This window comes from Streptomyces aureoversilis, assembly GCF_042657885.1.
GTDB lineage: Bacteria > Actinomycetota > Actinomycetes > Streptomycetales > Streptomycetaceae > Streptomyces > Streptomyces aureoversilis.
Window position 1 is genome coordinate 152101 of record NZ_JBHSKJ010000018.1, and the last position, 18919, is coordinate 171019.

Consider the following 18919-nt stretch of genomic DNA (forward strand, 5'->3'; position numbering starts at 1 on the left):
CGTGGGTGCGGCGGCCGGTCATCGGCGCCTGCGCAGGCGCGATTCCAGGCGGTCGATGCGGGCCTGGTCCAGGGAGACGAGGCGGACGTCGGAGGGTGTGATGCCGCCCGCGCCGGGGTCCTCGGTGTGCCGGGCGAGGGCGTCGAGGGCGTCGAACCAGCGCGTGGCGAGGGCGGCGACCTGCTCCTCGGTGAACAGGGCGGCCGGCCAGCTCCATTCGACGGCCAGCTCGGGCCGGCCGCCGGCGCCGGGGACGACGGCGGCGTCGATCTCCAGCGGGTAGGGGGCGGGCATGGCGGCGTCGGGGGCGGCGCCCTCGGCGACGGCGGCCCGTTCCGCGTCCGGGGCGAAGGCCCAGTGGCGGGAGCCGGCCGGTCCGGCCTGGTGGTCGGTGCGGCCGCGGTAGTTGAACAGCAGCTGCGAGCCGGGCAGGGCCGCCAGGGCGGGTGCGGTCTGGGCGTTGAGGTGGCGCAGGAGGCCGTGGCCGAGGCCGCGGTCGGGGACCGCCCGCAGCTGTTCCTTGACCTGCTTGAGGGCGGCCCCGGCCTGCCGGCCGCCGGCCAGGGCGTCGGCGAGGTCCACGGCGCTGACGTCCAGGCGGACGGGGTGGACGGTGGTGAACCAGCCGACGGTGCGCGACAGGTCCGGGGTGAGGCCCGCCGTGTCGCTGCCTCCGCGCCCGTGGCCCTCCAGGTCGATCTGCAGGGCGCCGGTGTACGCGGCGGGCAGGGCGGGGTTGCCGGTGCGGCGCCAGTCGGCGGCGGCCAGGGCGAGGGCGGCGAGGAGCACGTCGTCCACTCCGGCCGAGAAGGCCTGCGGTACGGCGGTCAGCAGCGGCCTGGTGCGGTCGGCGGGCAGGGTCCGGCGCAGGGTGCGCAGGGTGGCCGTGGTGTCGCGGCGCGGGTCGGCGGCGGTGCGGGAGAGCGGGGCCTGCGGTCCGGCCAGCGCGGTGCGCCAGTAGGCGGCTTCGGCCGTGCGGGTGCGGGTGTGGGCGTGCTGCAGGAGCTGGGCAGCCCAGGCGCGCGGCCCGGTGGCCTCGGGTTCGAGGGCGGGTGCGCGGCCCGCGGCGCGGGCGGCGTAGGCGTCGGCGAGCCCGGGGATCAGGATGCGCCAGGAGACGCCGTCGACGGCCAGGTGGTGGACGGTCAGGAGCAGCCGTCCGTCCGCCGCGGGCCCCGCGTCGCACCACAGGACGCGCAGGACGGTTCCGGTGTCCGGGTCGAGGGCGGCTGCTGAGGCGTCCGCCTCCTTGGTGAGCAGGTCGTGCAGAGCGGTCGTGTCCAGGCCGGTGATGTCGGCGCGGCGCAGCGTCGCCGGGTCGGTGACGGCGGGGGCCTGGGCGGCGGGCAGGACCTCCTGGGTCCACAGGCCGCCGGTCCGGTCCAGGCGCAGGCGCAGGGCGGGGTGGTTGCGGGCGAGGTCGGCGAGCGCCTCGCGGAGCGGCCCGGGCCGGAGCCCGGCGGGGACGGTGAGGAGGACGGACTGGTTGAACCGGTCGACCGGGCCGCCGCGCTCGCGCAGCCAGTGCACGACGGGCAGGGGCGGCAGTTCGCCGTCCTCGTCGGCCGCGGGAGCTGCCGGGGCGCCGGCCGGCTCCTCGTCCGCGCGGCGGCCCGCGGCGGCCAGGGCGGCCGGGGTGGGGTGCTGGAAGACGTCCTTGGCGGCGACGGTGAAGCCGGCCTTGCGGGCGGCGCTGACGAGCTGGATGGAGACGATGCTGTCGCCGCCCAGGGCGAAGAAGTTGTCGTCCTCGCCGACCTCGGGCAGGCCGAGGATTCCGGCGAACACCTCGGCCATGGCGGCGGCCGGGCTGCCGCTGCGCCGCGCGGGGGCGGCCGGGCGGGCGGTGACGCGGGCGGGCTCGGGCAGAGCCTTGCGGTCGAGCTTGCCGTTGACGCTCAGCGGCAGCGCGTCCAGGAGGGTGACGGCGGCGGGGACCATGTGATCGGGCAGGCGTTCGGCGAGGGCGTCGCGCAGGTGCTGCGGCTCGGGGGACGCGCCCGGGGCGGGGACGGCGTACGCGACGAGCTGCGGGGCGCCGCCGGGTGCCAGGGGGCTGGCGGTGACGGCCGCCTGGGCGACGGCGGGCAGGGCGCTCAGGGCGGCCTCGATCTCGCCGAGTTCGATGCGGAAGCCGCGGACCTTGACCTGGTCGTCGGTGCGGCCCAGGTACTCGACGGCGCCGTCGGCGCGTCGGCGGACCAGGTCGCCGGTGCGGTACATGCGCTCGCCGCTGCCGGAGGGGTCGGCGACGAAGCGGGAGGCGGTCAGGCCGGGGCGGCCGAGGTAGCCGCGGGCCAGCTGGTCCCCGGCGAGGTACAGCTCGCCGGGCACGCCCACGGGGACGGGGCGCAGGGCCGCGTCCAGCACGTGCAGGCGGGTGTTCCACACGGGGCGGCCGATGGGGACGACGCCGGCGCCGGGCTCGGCCCGGTGGTGGGTGACGTCGACGGCGGCCTCGGTGGGCCCGTACAGGTTGTGCAGTTCGATGTGCGGCCACAGGGCGGCGAAGCGGTCGACGGCGGCGGCGGGCAGGGCCTCGCCGGAGCAGAAGACGCGGCGGACGCCGGCGAAGCCCGTCCGGACGGTCTCGTCCTGCTCGGCGGCCGCGGTGAACGCGGTGAGCATGGAGGGGACGAAGTGCGCCGTGGTGACGGCGGTGCGCGCGGCGACCTCCGCGAGGTGGTCGGGCTCGCGGTGCCCGCCGGGCCGGGCGAGGACGACGGCGGCGCCGCTGACCAGCGGCAGGAAGAACTCCCAGACGGAGACGTCGAAGCTGGCCGGGGTCTTCTGCAGGATCCGGTCCCCGGCGCCGATGCCGTAGGTCTCCCGCATCCAGTCCAGGCGGTTGACGACGGCGTGGTGGGTGACGACGACGCCCTTGGGGCGGCCGGTGGAACCCGAGGTGTAGATGACGTACGCGGCGTGCTGCGGCCCGGCCGCGGCCGGTGCGCAGGCCGGTTCGGGGGCGGGTGCCGTGCGGGGCCGGCCGGCGAGGACGACGGGCACGCCGTCCAGGTGCGGGAGCCGTCCGCGCTCGCCCTCGACGGTGACCACGCACACCGGTGCGGCGTCCTCGGCCATCATGGTCAGGCGCTCGGCGGGGTAGTCGAGGTCCAGCGGCAGGTAGGCGGCGCCGGACTTCAGGACGCCGAGGAGGGCGACCATCAGCTCGGCGGAGCGCGGCACGGCCACGGCGACGATGCGGTCGGGTCCGGCCCCGGCCGCGGCGAGCTCGGCGGCCAGCGCGCCCGCCTGCTCGTCGAGCTGACGGTAGGTCAGGGTGTGGTCGGCGTAGAGGACGGCGGTGGCGTCGGGCGTGGCGGCCAGGTGCTCGGCGAACCGGGTGACGAGCGTGCCGGCCGGCACCTCCCGCGCGGTGGCGTTCCACTCCCCCGCCAGGGCCCGGCTCTCGCCCGGGCTCATCACCTCGACGCGGTCCACGGGCCGGCCCGGCGCGGCGAGGGCCTGGTCGAGCACGTGCAGCAGCCGGTCGGCGAGCAGCTCGGCGGTGCCGCGGTCGTACAGGTCGGCGGCGTGGATGACGGTGAGGTCGGTGTGCGCGCCGTCGGCGGACTCGACGAAGGTGAACGCCAGGTCGAAGCGGGCGGCGTGCAGCGGGTCGGGCAGCAGCTCGGTGCGGGCGCCGAGCAGGGCGTCCAGGCCCGCGGCCTCCTTGCGGTGCTGGACCATCACCTGGAACAGCGGGTGGCGGCCCAGCGAGCGCTCGGGGCCGGCGATCTCGACGAGGCGGTCGAACGGCAGGTCCTGGTGGGCGAGCGCGCCGAGCACGGTCTCCCGGGCGCGCTCCACCAGCTGGTCGAAGGTGGGCGCGGCGCCGCCTTCGGGAGCGCTCAGGTCGTGGCGGACGACCAGGGTGTTGACGAAGAAGCCGACGACGTTCTCCACGGCCTCGTCGGCGCGTCCGGCGACCGGGGTGCCGAGGGCGACGTCGGTGCTGCCGGCCAGGGCGCCCAGCAGCAGGGCTCCGGCCGCCTGGGTGACCATGAACGGGGTGACGCCGGTGCGGTGCGCGTAGTCGCGCAGCGCACCGTGCAGGGCGTCGGGCAGGCGGAGCCGGACGGCGCCGCCGCGGCCGCTCGGCTCGGCCGGGCGCGGGCGGTCGGCGGGCAGGGACAGCTCGTCGGGCAGGCCGGCGAGGCGCTCCGTCCAGTACGCGGTGAGGCGCCCGGCGCCCGCGGGGTCGTCCAGCAGGTCCTGCTGCCAGAGGGTGTGGTCGGCGAACTGCACCGGCAGCGACGGCCAGGCGGGGGCGGTTCCGCGGCGGCGGGCCGCGTAGGCGGTGTCGAGGTCGCGCAGCAGCACCCCTTCGGACCACTCGTCGCCGACGATGTGGTGCAGGGCCACGCACAGGACGTGGGTGGTGGCACCCGCGGTCAGCAGGGTGGCGTGGACCGGCGGTGCGGCGGCGAGGTCGAAGGCGCGGGCGCCGGCCTCGGCGACGGCCTCCTCCAGCCGCTCCGGGGCCACCTCGCGCACCTCGAACGGGACGTGGGCCTCCTCGGGCGTCAGCACCTTCTGCCGGGGGCGGCCGTCGGTTGCGGGGAAGGCCGTGCGCAGCGCCTCGTGGCGGGCGACGACGTCGGCGAAGGCGGCGCGCAGCGCCCCGGTGTCGAGGGCCCCGTCGATGCGCAGCGAGCAGGGGATGGTGTACGCGGTGCTCGGGCCCTGCAGCTGGTGGAGGAACCACAGGCGGGCCTGGGCGGGCGACAGCGGCACCTCCTGCGGGCGGGTCCGGGGGGCGGGGCCGGGACGGTCGGCGCCGGTGGCGTCGAGGCGGCGGGCGAGGGCCGCGGGGGTGCGGGCCTCGAACAGGTCGCGGACCGTGGTGTGGCGCTGCAGGGCGGTGCGGATGCGGCCGACGAGGCGGGTGGCGAGCAGCGAGTGGCCGCCGAGGGCGAAGAAGTCGTCGTCGGCGCCGACGGCGGGCAGGCCGAGGACGCTCGCGAACGCGCCGCACAACAGGGCCTCGCGCTCGTCGCGCGGTGCGCGCCCGCCGGTGCCGCCGGCGGCGAAGTCGGCGGCTCCGGGCTCGGGCAGGGCCCGGCGGTCGAGCTTGCCGTTGACGTTGAGGGGCAGGGCGTCGAGGACGACGACGGCCGACGGGACCATGTACTCGGGCAGGCGCGCGGCGAGCGCGGCCCGCAGCGCGGCGGGGTCGGCGCAGGCGCCGGGCGCGGGGGCGACGTAGGCCACGAGGCGCTTGACGCCGCCGTCGGCCGACCGGGCCAGCACGGCCGCCTGGGCGACGGCATCCTGGTCGTTCAGGGCGGCTTCGATCTCGCCGGTCTCGACGCGGAAGCCGCGGATCTTGACCTGGTCGTCGTCGCGGCCGAGGTAGTCCAAGGTGCCGTCCGCGCGCCACCGGACGACGTCGCCGGTGCGGTACATGCGCTCGCCGCTGCCGGTGAACGGGTCGGCGACGAAGCGGGCGGCGGTCAGCGCGGGGCGGTTGCCGTAGCCGCGGGCCAGGCCGGGGCCGGCGATGTACAGCTCGCCGGGGACGCCGGCCGGGACGGGCCGCAGGCGGGCGTCGAGGACATAGACGCGGGTGTTGGCGATGGGGCGGCCCACGGACGGGGCGGGGCTGTCGTCCAGTGCGGCGCCGAGGGTGTCGACGGTGTATTCGGTGGGGCCGTAGAAGTTGTGGCCGATGACGCCCTCCGTCCCGCGGATGCGGGTCCACAGGGCGTCGTCGACGGCTTCGCCGCCGAGGAGGAAGAGGACGGGGCGGTGGCCGTCGCCCGCGTCACCGTCGCCGTGACCGTCGCCGTCGAGCAGGCCCCATTCGACGAGCTGCCGGCCGAAGGACGGGGTGACGTCGAGGGTGTCGATGCGGTCGGCGCGCAGCCGGGCGGCCAGCGCCTGCGGGTCGCGGCGCAGCTCCTCGTCGTAGACGTGGAGTTCGTGGCCGCAGATGAGCCAGAGCAGCTGCTCCCAGGAGGAGTCGAAGGAGAACGAGGCCGTGTGCGCGGCGCGCAGACGGCGGCCTCCGGCGGCCTCGACGGCGCGGGCGAAGACGGTGGAGCGGTGGTGGTCGAGCATGTTGACCAGGCCGCGGTGCGGCACCTGGACGCCCTTGGGGCGGCCCGTGGAGCCGGAGGTGTGGATGACGTAGGCGAGGTCGCCGGGGGCGGGCCGGTGCGGCGTGACGCCGGCGGTGTCGTTCGCGGCGCCGGCCGTGGTGCCGTCTGCGGCGCCGTCTGCCACGTCCTCCGCGTACAGCGTCGTGAAGCCGTCCCCGGTCAGGACGGGCAGGCGCCCTGCGGTCGGGCGGGTCGTCAGGACCGCGAGGGGCGCGGCGTCCTCCAGCATCAGGGCGACGCGCTCGGCCGGGTGGTCGAGGTCCACGGGCAGGTAGGCGGCGCCGGACTTGAGCGTGCCGAGGACGGCGGCGACGAGCTCCGCCGAGCGGGGCAGGGCCAGGGCCACGACCCTGTCCGGGCCTGCGCCCAGGGCGGCGAGGAGGCGGGCGAACGCGTCGGCGCGGGCGTCGAGTTCGGCGTAGGTCCGGCGCTCGTCGCCGCAGACGACGGCCGTCTCGCCGGGGGTCGCGGCCACCTGGGCCTCGAAGGCGTCGACGACGGTGCCCTCGGGCACGGCGCGCGCGGTGGCGTTCCAGGTGTGCAGGAGGGTGTGCCGCTCGTCCGGGGCGAGGACGTCGAGGGAGCCGACGGTGGCCGCCGGGCGGTCCGCCATGGCGGCGAGCAGGCGCAGCAGGCGCCGGCCGAGGTCGGCGGCCCGGTCGGCGGTGAAGGCGTCCGGGCGGTACTCGACGGTGATGCGCGGCGCGTCGCCGGGGAGGGTGAGGACGGTCAGCGGGTAGTGGGTGGCGCCGCGGTTGCCGATGCCGGTGACGCGCAGGCGGCCCGGGCGGCCGGACGGGTCGGCGGCGGTGAGCTCGTCGGGGTCGACGGGGTAGTTCTCGAAGACGAGCAGGGTGTCGAAGAGCGTGCCGAGCCCGGCCTGCGCCTGGATCCCGGCGAGGCCCGCGTACTGGTGGTCGAGCAGCCGCGACTGCTGCTCCTGGAGGCGGGCGAGCGCGGCGGCGACGGTCTCGCCCTCGTCGAGGGTGAAGCGGACGGGGACGGTGTTGCTGAACAGGCCGACGATCGACTCGACGCCGGGCACGTCGGCGGGGCGGCCGGAGACGGTGGCCCCGAAGACGACGTCCGTGCGGCCGGTGAGGCGGCTGAGCAGGACGGCCCAGGCGCCCTGCACGAGGGTGTTGAGGGTCAGGCCGTGGCTGCGGGCGAGCGCGGTCAGCGCGGCGGCGGTCTCCGCGGGCAGCGGCAGGTCAACTTCGCCGGCGCGCGTGCCGGCGTCCGCGGTGGCCTCGGCGGCCAGGGTCTCGGCGAGCAGGGTGGGCGCGGTCAGGCCGTCGAGGGCCTCCGCCCAGGCGGTGGCGTGCCCGGTGTCGTCCTGGCGGTTCAGCCAGGCCAGGTGGTCGGCGTAGGAGGCGGCGGGCGGCAGGGCGGAGGCGTCGCCGCCGGCCGCGTAGGCGCTGATGATCTCGCGCAGCATGACGGGCGTGGACCAGCCGTCCATCACGATGTGATGGCGGGTCAGGACGAGGCGGTGCCGTTCGTCGCCCGTGCGCAGCAGGGCGCAGCGCAGCAGGGGCGGCCGGGTGAGGTCGAAGGGCGCGGTGGCCTCGGCGGTCTCGACGGCGTCCACGGCGGCGGCAAGGGCACCTGCCGGGGTGCCGGTGAGGTCGTGCACGGTCCACGGGACGGTGACCTGACCGGCGACGGTCTGCAGCGGGCGGTCGGCGCTGGTGTGGTCGAAGCCGGCGCGCAGGGCGGGGTGGCGCTCCACCACGGCGTCGACGGCGCGGCGCAGGGCGGCTTCGTCCAGCGGGCCGGTGAGGTCCAGGCCGGTGACCGAGGTGTACAGGTCGTCGGCGGCGGTCTCGTAGAGGGAGTGGAAGAGGAGCCCGTCCTGGAGCGGGGAGAGCGGCAGGACGTCCTCGGTGCCGGGGCGGGCGGCCAGGACGCGGTCGAGGGCGTCCTGGCCGATGCCGGCGAGCGGCACGTCGGAGGGGGTGAGCCCGCCGGCGCCGGGGCGTGCGGCGTAGGCGGTCAGGGCGTCGAGGGCGCGGAACCAGCGGTCGGCGATCTCTCGCACGTCGTCCTCGGCGAGGACGCCCTCCGGCCAGGTCAGGACGGCGGTCAGCTCGGGGCCCGCGGGCCGGTCGTGGACGAACGCGCCGATCTCCAGGGCGTGGAGGGCGGGCAGCTCCGGGTCGGCGCTCGCGGCGAAGGCGTCGCCCGCGGTGCTCCAGGGGCTGTCGTCGGTGGTGAACCGGCCGAGGTAGTTGAAGAGCAGCTGCGGGGCGGGGTACGCGGCGAGCACGGTGCGTGCGGCGGGGTCGAGGTGGCGCAGCAGGCCGTAGCCGGTGCCGTCGTCGGGCAGCGCGCGCAGCTGTTCCTTGACGAGGGCGAGCGCCCGCCCCGCGGCCTCGCCGCCGGCGGCGGCGTCGGCGAGGTCGACGCCGTCGAGGCTCAGGCGTACGGGGAACTCGCTGGTGAGCCAGCCGACGGTGCGGGCGGTGTCCGCGCCGGGCACCAGGTGGTCCTGGCGGCCGTGGCCCTCCATGCGGATCAGCAGGTCGCGCTGCCGGCCGGCGAACGCGAGGGCCAGTCCGGCGAGCAGCACGTGGTCGACGCCCGCACGCCGGGTGGCGGGCACCCGGTCGAGGAGCGGCGCGGTGCGCTCGGCGGGCAGGGTCAGGCGGAGGGTGCGGCTGGTGCCGACGGTGTCCCGGGCCGGGTCGACGGCCCGCTTGCCGAGCAGGGGCCCGGCGCCCGGGGCGAGGATCTCCTGCCAGAGCGGCAACTGGGCGCGGACGGCGTCGCCGGTGGCGGCGGCGTTCAGGCCGTGCGCCCAGCGGCGCAACGGAGTGCTCGCGGGGGCGAGTTCGCGCCCCTCGTAGGCGTCGCGCAGGTCGGGCAGCAGGATGCGCCAGGAGACGCCGTCGACGGCGAGGTGATGCACGGCGAGCACGAGCCGCCCGGGGCTTTCCGGGCCCAGGTCGCACCAGGTGGCGGCGAGGACGATGCCGGCGGCGGGATCGAGCCGGCCGGCCGCGGCGTCCCGCTCACGGCCCAGGACGTCGTCGATCCCGTCGGCGGGCGTGCCGGTGAGGTCGACACGACGCAGGACGACGTCGGGGGCGGCGGCGAGGGGGAGGATCTCGGTGGCCCAGTCCCCGGAGCCGGGGGCTCCGTCGATACCGCCGTAGCCACCGGAGCCGGGACGGCCCTCGGCGGCGACCGGGGCTGACTGCGGCCCGGCGGCGTGGCTGCGGCGGGCGTCGGCGGAAACGGCCCCTGCGGGGGCGGAAGCGGCTCCGGCGCCCTGAGCGTCGTCGACGCCACCGTAGCCACCGGAGCCGGGACAGCCCTCGACGGCGACCGGGGCAGGCGGCGACCCGGCGGCGGACCGGCTACAGCGGGCCTCTGCGGAAGCGGCCCCTGCGGGGGCAGTGACGGAGGTCGATCCGGGCAGGTCACCGCGTACGGCGGTGTCGCCTGCGGGAGTGGACTCCGGCGCGGCGTCGTCACCGGCGCCGCCCGGCACCAGCCGTATCCGCAGCGCGTCATGACGTTCCGTCAATGCTGCGAAGGCCTTCGTGAGGCGCCCGGGGTCGAGGTCGGCCGGGACCGTGATGGCCGTGGTCTGGGCGAAGCGGCGGATCGGGCCGCCGCGGTCGCGCAGCCACTCCGTGATGGGGGTCGCCGGCATCGGCCCGGTCGCGTCCTCGCGCAGGTCGGCGGGGGCGGCGGCGCCGTCGAGCCGCTCGGCGGCGGCCGCCACCGCGGCGATCGTCTTGCGTTCGAAGACCACGCGGGGCGTGATGCCCCAGCCGGCCTGCCGGGCGCGGCTGCCCAGCTGGATGGCGGAGATGCTGTCGCCGCCGAGGGAGAAGAAGTTGTCGTCGGCGCCGGCGGCGTCCAGGCCGAGGATCTCGGCGACGAGGGCGGCGAGCACCCGCTCGGCCTCGGTGCGCGGCGGGCGCGACGCCGCGGGCGCGGCGGGGGCGGGCTCGGGCAGGGCCTTGCGGTCGAGCTTGCCGTTGAGGCTCAGGGGGAGCGAGTCCAGGAGCATCACGACGGGGGGCACCATGTGCTCGGGCAGGGTGGCGGCCAGGCCGGTGCGCAGGGCCTCGGGGTCGAGGCCGGCGCCGGCGGCCGGGACGGCGTAGCCGACGAGGCGGCGCGCGCCGCCGGGGGTGACTTCGCGGGCGGTGACGGCGGCCTGGGCGACGCCGGGGAGCGCCTCCAGGGCGGCTTCGACCTCGCCGAGTTCGATGCGGAAGCCGCGGATCTTGACCTGGTCGTCGGTGCGGCCGAGGTATTCGACGACGCCGCCGGGGGCCCACCGGACGAGGTCGCCGGTGCGGTACATGCGTTCGCCGTCGCCGCCGTGGGGGTCGGCGACGAAGCGGGAGGCGGTCAGGCCGGGCCGGCCGAGGTAGCCGCGGGCGAGCTGGTCGCCCGCCAGGTACAGCTCGCCCGGGACGCCGACCGGCACCGGCCGCAGGGCCGCGTCCAGGACGTACAGGCGCGTGTTCCACACGGGCCGGCCGATGGGGACGACGCCCGAACCGGCCTCGGTGCGGTGGTAGGTGACGTCGACGGCAGCCTCGGTGGGCCCGTACAGGTTGTGCAGGGGCACGTCGGGCAGCGCGGCGTACCAGCGGTCGACGACGTCGCCGGGCAGCGCCTCGCCGGAGCAGAAGACCCGCCGCAGTCCCCCGCAGGCCGCGGCCGCGGCGGGCTCCTCCAGGAAGGCGCGGAGCATGGACGGGACGAAGTGCAGGGTGGTGATGCGCCGGTCGGCGATGAGCCGGGCCAGGTAGGCGGGGTCCTTGTGACCCTCGGGGCGGGCGAGGACGACGGTGGCGCCCTCGCACAGGGCCCAGAAGAACTCCCAGACGGAGACGTCGAAGCTGGCGGGGGTCTTCTGCAGGACGCGGTCGTCGCGGCGCAGCCGGTAGGCGTGCTGCATCCAGGCGAGCCGGTTGACGATGGCGCGGTGGGTGACGACGACGCCCTTGGGGCGGCCGGTGGAGCCGGAGGTGTAGATGACGTAGGCGGCGTCGTCCGGCCCGGGGGCCGTGACCTCCGTGCGGGAGGCCGCGCCGGCCGCGCCGGCCGCGTCCGCCACGTCGGCCGTGTCGTCCAGCAGCAGCGCGGCTTCACGGGCGGACTGCGGGAGGCGGTCGAGGACGGCGGGAACGGTGACGACACGGACGGGCGCCGCGTCCTCGACCATGGCGGCGAGCCGCTCGGCGGGGTAGTCGGTGTCCAGCGGCAGGTAGGCGGCGCCGGACTTCAGGACGCCGAGGAGGGCGGTCATCAGCTCGGCCGAGCGCGGCACGGCGACGGCGACGACCGTGCCGCGGCCCGCGCCGGCGGCGGTGAGCGTACGGGCCAGCGCGTCGGCCCGCGCGTCGAGTTCGCGGTAGGTGAGGTGTTCGCCCTCGAAGACGACGGCGGTCGCGTCAGGGGCGGCGGCGGCCCGCTCGGCGATGAGCCCCGGGAGGGTGGCCGGGGTGACGGCGTGGCCGGTGGCGTTCCAGGTGCGCAGGACGTTCTCGTACTCGCCGTCGGCGAGGAGCCGCGCCCGGTCGAGGGTGAGGGCGGGGTCGGCGGCGAGGCGCCCCATGAGGTCGGTGCAGCGCTCGGCGTGCGCGGCGAGGGAGGCGGCGTCGTAGAGCGCGGGGTTGGCGTCGAACTCCAGGTGGAGGACGTCGTCGGGGCTCTTGCTGACCGACACCGACAGGTCTTCGACGGGCCCGGAGGCGAGGTTGACGGCGTGTCCGGGAATGCCGGCGAAGTCCAGGTCGAGGTCGAAGGGCTTGAGGTTGAGCATCGGCCCGTGGAGCCGCTCGTCGCTGCCGACGAGGCCGAGGTCGCGCCGGATGTCCTCGCCGCGGTAGTGCTGGTGGCGGCGGGCGTCCTTGAGTTCGCCCGCGGCGCGCCGGATCAGGTCCGGGAAGGTGTCGGTGCCTTCGACGGCGAGGCGGACGGGCAGCACGTTGACGGCCATGCCCGGCACGCGCATGGTCCCCGGGGCGCTGCGGGCCATGAAGTGCATGCCGAGGACGGCATCGGTGGTGCCGGTCATCCGGTGCAGGTAGGCGGCGACGGCGGCCGTGGCGGCCTCCGCCCAGGTGCCGCGGACGGCGGCGGCGCAGTCCAGGACGGCGGCGGACCGCTCGGCCCCGAGGCTGGTGCGGTGGCGCAGGGACGTCCGGGAGGCCTGCGCGGTCTGCTCGGCCAGGCCGGTCACGCGGGGGCGGCCGGCGTGCCGGGCCGTCCAGTGGGCGCGGTCGTCCTCCGGCTTGCCGGAGGCGAGGTAGGCGGCGTCGGCCTCGGCGAGCCGGGCCACGGGCTCGAACGGGGAGGCGGGCACCTCCTCGCCGCGGACGAGGGCGGTGTAGACGGCGGCGACGCGCCGGGTGAAGAGGGCGACGCTGTAGCCGTCGATGACGAGGTGGTGGAAGTACTGGAACCACAGGTGGTGGCCGGGGGCGACGGTCACCAGCAGGGAGCCGGTCAGGGCCGGCGCCGCGCCGGAGCCGTCGGTGGGCTCCAGGCGCGGCGGGCAGGCGAGCTGGTCGCGGACGAGTTCCACGGCGGCGTCGACCGGGGAGGCCGCGCCGGTGGTGTCGAGGCGGGGCAGGTGCCAGGCGGCGGCGTCGAAGGGGACCGGGAGCGCGACGGTGCGCCCGTCGCGCTCGGCGAGCCGGACGTGCAGGCCGTCGGCCTCGGCGAGGGTGCGGCGGATGGCCTCCTCCAGGGCGGCGGTGTCCACCGCGCCCCGGAGTTCCACGTACTGGCCGACGTTGTAGCTGGGGTTGTCGGGGTCGATCCGCTGCGCCGCCAGCACTCCCTCCTGGGCTCGCGTGAGCTCCAGGAACCGTCCTGCGTCGCTGGTCACCTCTGACATGCCGGCCTTCCGGGTCGTTCGTGGTACGGGGAGGTTGGGGGGTGGTGGTACGGGGATGAGGCGGGGGGCTGGGGGGACCCGGGAGGGTCAGAGACCCTTGAGGATCTTCTCGATCTGGTCGAGGACGTCGATCGAGGTCCCGTAGCGGTCGGCGGTGGCGTAGGTGACCGGCAGGACGCGGTTGTCCTTCGACGCCTTCAGCAGCTTCCAGGAGGGCTTGTCCTGGAGCTCCTTGACCTCCTTGGACACCTCGCCGGTGGCGGCCGCGCGCGGTACGAGGATCACGTCGGCGTCCGACAGGACGTCGATCTTCTCCTGGGAGTAGGTCACCTCGTGCTCCTTGCCGTCGTCGGCCGCCTTGGCGAACTTGGCGCCGGCGTCGGCGAGGATGCGGCCCACCCAGGACGTACGGGTGTCGACGATGAACTCGCCGTTGCCGTAGGAGGAGGCGACGGCCCAGTTCACGGACTTGAGCTTGTCCCCGTAGGTGTTCTTGATCTTGTCGGCCTTCTGCCGGTAGTCCGTCTTCAGCTTGGTGAAGACGTCCTCCTTGCCTACGGCCTGCGCGATCTTCTCCTGCGCGTTGAGCAGGTCGACGGGCGTCTTGATGCCGAAGTAGAGCGTGGGCGCGATGCCTTCGAGCTTCCTGACGTTCCAGTCGAAGGCGGTGGCGCCCTCGACGACGATCAGGTCGGGCTTGAGCGAGGCGACCTTCTCGATGTTCGTCTCGATGCCCGAGCCGATCGAGGTGATCTTCTTGGCCCGCTCGCTCTGCGAAGGCAGCAGCTCCACGGGGTTGTTCTCGTCGATGGCGCTGGTGCCGACGGGCTCGACGCCGAGGTCCAGCAGGGCGCCGGTGGCGTAGGAGATGCCGACGACGCGCTTGGGCGCGGCGGGCACGGTCACCTTGCCGTTGGTCGCCTCGATCACCCGGCCCTTGCCGTCCCCCTTGCCCCCGCCCCCGGCCCCGGAGGCGCTCGAACTGTTGCCGCCGCACGCGGTCAGGGTCAGCAGGGCGGCGGCCCCGGCGAGGGCGACGGCGGAACGGCCGCGGGCGGCACGGGGGTTCATGGTTCTCCTAGGGCGGTGCGGGGGCGAGAGGGCGGGCGGGAGGTCAGGAGGCGGACAGGTGCTCGTACCAGCCGCGGACGGTGGGAGTGGCCTCGATGAGCTCGGCGAACTCGACGGCGTTGCCGTGGGCCCGCCACCGCTCGACGAGGGTCATGACACGGATCGAGTCGAGGCCGAGGTCCTGCAGGTTCTCGTCGACGGGAACGTCCGCCGGCTCCTCGCCGAGCACGGCGGCGACATCAAGGCGAACGGAGTCGAGGGAAAGGGTCGGGGAGGGCACGGGGATCCCTTCGGGAGAGGCGGGAAGCGGGGCGAGGGACGTACGGGCGGCTTTCACGCAGGGGGTACGGGGTGAGCCGGGTGGGGGCCGAACAGGTTCGGCGGGGCGGACGGGCGGCTTTCGCGGAGGGGGTACGGAGGCGAGCCGGGTGGGTGCGGCGCGGACGCGGTAGGGCGAACGGGCTCGGCGAGGCCGGGGACGGATGTGGCGGCGGTCCGGTCGGGCCGGGCCTCGGGCCGGCCCAGGCGGCGGCGGTGGCGGTGGCGGACCAGGTGGTTCGAAGCCACCTGGGCCTTCCCCTCCGCCGCAGCGGCGCGCGACCACGACGGCGGATCCCGGCGGTGCCACACAGGCCCCGGCCGGTCCGGCACCGCCGATCGGCGCCGCGCGGGCTGATCGCCGCCACGGCGGAGGCGGACGCCTCGGCCGGGCCGCCCGGACCGCCGGGGCCGGATGGGGGACGGCCCCGACGCACCGGTCCGCACCGCCCCACCAGCCTCACCGACCCGGCGGCTCAGCCGACTTGGACCGCCAGCTCGTCGGCGGCCGCCCCGTCCGCCCGGGCACCCCCGTCCGCCAGGACACCGGCACCGGAGCCCGCGAGGGCACCGGCACCGCCGCCCGCGAGGGCCCCCGCACCGCGCAACAGCGACTCGCGGATCTCCCCGGAGCGGACGGCGAGCGTGGACAGCAGGGTCGACGTGATGCCGTGCGTGTGCTCGGTGCTGCCGCCCTGGAGGTAGATGCCGGCGCGGATCCGCCCGGTGGTCATCACGCGGTGGTCGCGGTCGATGCGGAGCCGGCCGTGCTCGTCGGTGAGGCATTCCCCGGCGAGCTCGCCGAGGAGTTCGCGCGGGTCGGCGGGCCGGTAGCCGGTGGCGAGGACCACGGCGTCGCAGTCGAGGGTGAAGTCCTCGCCGGACGCGAGCGAGCGGATCACTGCGCGCGCTCCGCCGCCGCGGACGTCCTCGACGGCGGTGAGCCGGCTGGTGTTGAGGATGCGCAGCCGCTCGCGCCCCTGGACCTTCTCCTGGTACGCGGTGCGGTAGAGCTGTTCGATCAGCTCGCCGTCGACGACGGAGTAGTTGGTGTTGCCGTGGTAGTCCAGCAGCGCCTGCTTGACGTCCTCGGGGGCGTCGTAGAAGTGGTCGACGGCGGCGGGGTCGAAGATGCGGTTGGCGAAGGGGCTGTCGTCGGCGGGGCTGTAGCCGTAGCGCGAGAAGACGGCACAGACCTCGGCGTCGGGGAAGGTGCGGTGCAGGTATTCGGCGCTCTCGGCGGCGGACTGGCCGGCGCCGACGACGACGAAGCGGCGGTGCGGCCGGTCGGCGAGCTCCGCGGCGCGGAAGAGCAGGTCGCGGTTGTGCCAGACGTGCGGCCCGAGGGAGACCCCTTCGGGGACGCGCGGGGTGAGGCCGGTGCCGAGGACGATGTTGCGGGTGCGGCGGACGCTCTCGTCGGCCGGGTCCTGCACGCTGCGGGAGACGACGTCCACGTACTCGGTGACGCCGTCGTTCCGTACGGGCCGCAGGGCGACGGCCGCCCGGCCGTAGTCGACGGCGGAGGCGAACTCCCCCGCGCACCACTCGAAGTAGTCGTGGAACTCGACGCGGGTGGGGAAGAACGTCTTCTGGTTGATGAAGTCGGCGAGCCGGCCGCGCTCCTGCAGGTAGTGCAGGAAGGAGAAGCGGCTGCCGGGGTCCCGCATGGTGACGAGGTCCTTGAGGAAGGACACCTGCATGGTGGCGCCCTCGATGAGCATGCCCTGATGCCAGCCGAACCGCTGCTGGCGCTCGAGGAAGCCCGCGTGGATCGCGCTGCCGGGGTTACGGCGGTTGTGCTCGTCGATCGCGATGGCGAGGGCGAGGTTGGCGGGGCCGAAGCCTATGCCGACCAGGTCCTCGATGGGGCCGCACCCCGTGTGTGCGGTGTCCCCGCGCCGTACCGACATGCTCATCCTTTCGTTGTGTTGCTCGTTCCCACGAGGCCGACACCCGCCTGCTGTGCAGGTCAGGGGCGTGGTGGGGGCAACCCAAGAACTTGAAGCTTAGGTTAGCCTAACCTAACTTTCCGGCCAGGTGGAGTGTCAAGTCGAGGCGTCAAGCCGGGGCGTCAGGAGCCCAGAATCCCCGGTAGTGCCGCCACGAAGGCGTCCGCCTGCTCCTCGGTGAGGATGAGCGGCGGGGCGAGCCGCAGGGTGTCCGGGACCGGCGCGTTCACCAGGAACCCGGCTTCCTGGGCGGCGAGTTGGGCGCGCGCCGCCACCGGCTCGGTGAGGACCACGCCCAGGAGCAGACCCGCTCCCCGCACCTCGCGCAGCAGCGGATGGCCCGTCGCCTCGATGCCGGCCCGCAGCCGCTCGCCCACGCGCCGTACGTGCTCCAGCAGGCCGTCGGCCTCGATGGTGGCCAGCACGGCGAGCGCAGCCGCACACGTCACCGGGTTCCCGCCGAACGTGGAGCCGTGCTGACCGGGCGTCAGCAGCCCGGCGGCCCGCCCGAAGGCGAGGGTGGCCCCGATCGGCAGCCCGCCGCCCAGCCCCTTCGCGAGGGTCACGACGTCCGGCTCGACTTCCGCGGCCCGGTGGGCGAACCAGTGCCCGGTGCGCCCCATGCCCGTCTGGATCTCGTCCAGCACCAGCAGCGCCCCGGCGGCCTCGGTGATCTCCCGGGCGGCCCGCAGGTATCCGGGTGGCGCCGGCACGACGCCGTTCTCCCCCTGTACGGGCTCCAGGACCACCGCCGCGGTCCGCTCGCTCACCGCGGCCCGCAGCGCCGCCACGTCCCCGTACGGGACGTGACTCACCTCGCCGGGCAGCGGCAGGAAGGGTTCCTGCTTGGCGGGTTGGCCCGTGAGCGCCAGGGCCCCCATCGTGCGGCCGTGGAAGCCGCCGACGGCGGTGACCATGTGGGTGCGCCCCGTCCGCCGCGCGATCTTGAACGCGGCCTCGACGGCCTCCGCCCCCGAGTTGGAGAGGAACACCCGCCCCTCGCGGCCGGCCAGTTCCAGCAGCCGCTCGGCCAGCCGTACGGGCGGCTCGGCCACGTACAGGTTGGACACGTGGCCGAGGAGGGCGAGCTGCCGGCCGACCGCCTCCACCACCGCCGGGTGCCCGTGGCCCAGCGCGTTGACGGCGATGCCGCCGATGAAGTCGAGGTACGTGCGGCCGTCCGCGTCCTCGACGGTCACGCCCCGGCCGCGCACCAGCGCCAGCGGCGGCGTGCCGTACGTGTCCATCAGCGCGCCCTTCCACCGGCCCGCCAGTGCGGCGCCGCGTCGCCCGGGGGCCGGGGCCGGGGCCCGTCGCACGCTCATGCCGGCACCCTCTCCCGGACGGTACCGGCAGGCCCGGCGACGACGGCCGTCGCGGGCGGTGGCGGTGGCGGATCGGGGACGACGGCCGTGCCGACGCCCTCGCCCGTGAAGACCTCCAGCAGCAGGGAGTGCGGTACCCGCCCGTCCAGGACGTGCGCCGTGCCCACCCCGGCGCGCACGGCCCGCAGGCAGCCCTCCATCTTCGGCACCATCCCGCTGGCCAGGCCGGGCAGCAGGGCCTCCAGCTCACCGGCCGTCAGACTGCGGATGACGTCCGTGCTGCGCGGCCAGTCCGCGTAGAGGCCCTCGACGTCGGTGAGGACGATCAGCTTCTCGGCGCCCAGGGCCTCCGCGAGGGCGGCCGCGGCCAGGTCGGCGTTGATGTTGTAGACCTCGCCGTCCGTACCGCGCGCGACGGGCGAGACGACGGGGATGCGGCCGCAGGCCAGGAGCGCCTCCAGGGTCTCCGGCTCCACCGCCACGACCTCGCCGACGAGCCCGATGTCGACGCGTTCGCCGTCGACGTCGGCGTAGCGCTTGGTGGCCGTCATAGTGTGGGCGTCCTCGCCCGTCAGGCCCACGGCGAAGGGCCCGTGACGGTTGATCAGTCCGACGAGTTCGCGCTGCACCTGCCCGGCGAGCACCATGCGGACGACGTCCATGGCCTCCGGGGTGGTCACCCGCAGGCCGGCCTTGAACTCCGACTCCAGGCCCAGCCGGTCGAGCTGCGCACTGATCTGCGGGCCGCCGCCGTGCACGACGACCGGGCGCAGCCCGGCGTAGCGCAGCGAGACGACGTCCTGGGCGAAGGCTGCCTTCAGGTCCTCGTCGACCATGGCGTTGCCGCCGAACTTGATGACGACGGTCTTGCCGTGGAAGCGCCGGAGCCAGGGCAGGGCTTCGATGACGGTACGGGCTTTGTTGTTCATGAGGAGTACGCGCTGTTCTCGTGGACGTAGTCGGCGGTGAGGTCGTTGGCCCAGATGACGGCGGACTCGCCGCCCTCGGCCAGGTCTGCGGTGATGCGCACCTCGCGGGGGCTCATGTCGACGAGGTCGCGGTCGTCGCCGACGGAGCCGTTCCGGCAGACCCAGACGTCGTTGATGGCGACGTTGAGCTTGTCGGGGTCGAAGGCGGCGGACGTCGTACCGATCGCGGAGAGCACCCGGCCCCAGTTGGGATCCTCACCGTGGAGAGCGCACTTGAGGAGGTTGTTACGGGCGATGGAACGCCCGACCTCAACAGCGTCGTCCTCGGTGGCGGCGTTGATCA

At 75.6% G+C, this 18919-nt stretch carries 7 protein-coding genes; all 7 read right to left on the reverse strand.

What is annotated here, in order from left to right; all coding sequences use genetic code 11:
- Positions 1–18: 18 nt before the first annotated feature.
- Positions 19–12981 (reverse strand): amino acid adenylation domain-containing protein, encoded by a 12963-nt coding sequence (locus ACFPP6_RS27700; RefSeq protein WP_382047817.1) that lies wholly within the window; start codon positions 12979–12981, stop codon positions 19–21.
- Positions 12982–13068: 87 nt separating this feature from the next.
- Complete coding sequence (locus tag ACFPP6_RS27705; RefSeq protein ID WP_382047819.1) at positions 13069–14052, reverse strand: ABC transporter substrate-binding protein; 984 nt, start codon at positions 14050–14052, stop codon at positions 13069–13071.
- A gap of 43 nt (positions 14053–14095) precedes the next feature.
- Entirely contained in the window at positions 14096–14332 is a 237-nt protein-coding gene (locus ACFPP6_RS27710) for a phosphopantetheine-binding protein (protein ID WP_382047822.1), read from the reverse strand.
- Between the two features lie 514 nt (positions 14333–14846).
- Positions 14847–16283: a lysine N(6)-hydroxylase/L-ornithine N(5)-oxygenase family protein gene (locus ACFPP6_RS27715; protein WP_382047825.1), complete on the reverse strand. Its 1437-nt coding sequence runs from the start codon at positions 16281–16283 to the stop codon at positions 14847–14849.
- Positions 16284–16444: 161 nt separating this feature from the next.
- Positions 16445–17647 carry an acetylornithine transaminase gene (locus tag ACFPP6_RS27720; RefSeq protein WP_382047828.1) on the reverse strand — a complete coding sequence of 401 codons (1203 nt, stop codon included), beginning with the start codon at positions 17645–17647 and terminating at the stop codon, positions 16445–16447.
- Positions 17644–18576 carry an acetylglutamate kinase gene (argB, locus tag ACFPP6_RS27725; RefSeq protein ID WP_382047831.1) on the reverse strand — a complete coding sequence of 311 codons (933 nt, stop codon included), beginning with the start codon at positions 18574–18576 and terminating at the stop codon, positions 17644–17646. Before argB ends, ACFPP6_RS27720 begins: the two co-directional genes overlap by 4 nt.
- Positions 18573–18919: bifunctional ornithine acetyltransferase/N-acetylglutamate synthase (locus ACFPP6_RS27730; protein ID WP_382047833.1), on the reverse strand; the 347-nt coding region annotated here is incomplete at its 5' end. The genes ACFPP6_RS27730 and argB, both read right to left, overlap by 4 nt.

Bases quoted from the DNA above. Each gene is read 5' to 3' on its own strand.
- argB (WP_382047831.1), bottom strand. From the start codon at position 18,576: ATGAACAACAAAGCCCGTACCGTCATCGAAGCCCTGCCCTGGCTCCGG.
- ACFPP6_RS27705 (WP_382047819.1), bottom strand. From the start codon at position 14,052: ATGAACCCCCGTGCCGCCCGCGGCCGTTCCGCCGTCGCCCTCGCCGGG.
- ACFPP6_RS27715 (WP_382047825.1), bottom strand. From the start codon at position 16,283: ATGTCGGTACGGCGCGGGGACACCGCACACACGGGGTGCGGCCCCATC.
- ACFPP6_RS27720 (WP_382047828.1), bottom strand. From the start codon at position 17,647: ATGAGCGTGCGACGGGCCCCGGCCCCGGCCCCCGGGCGACGCGGCGCC.
- ACFPP6_RS27700 (WP_382047817.1), bottom strand. From the start codon at position 12,981: ATGTCAGAGGTGACCAGCGACGCAGGACGGTTCCTGGAGCTCACGCGA.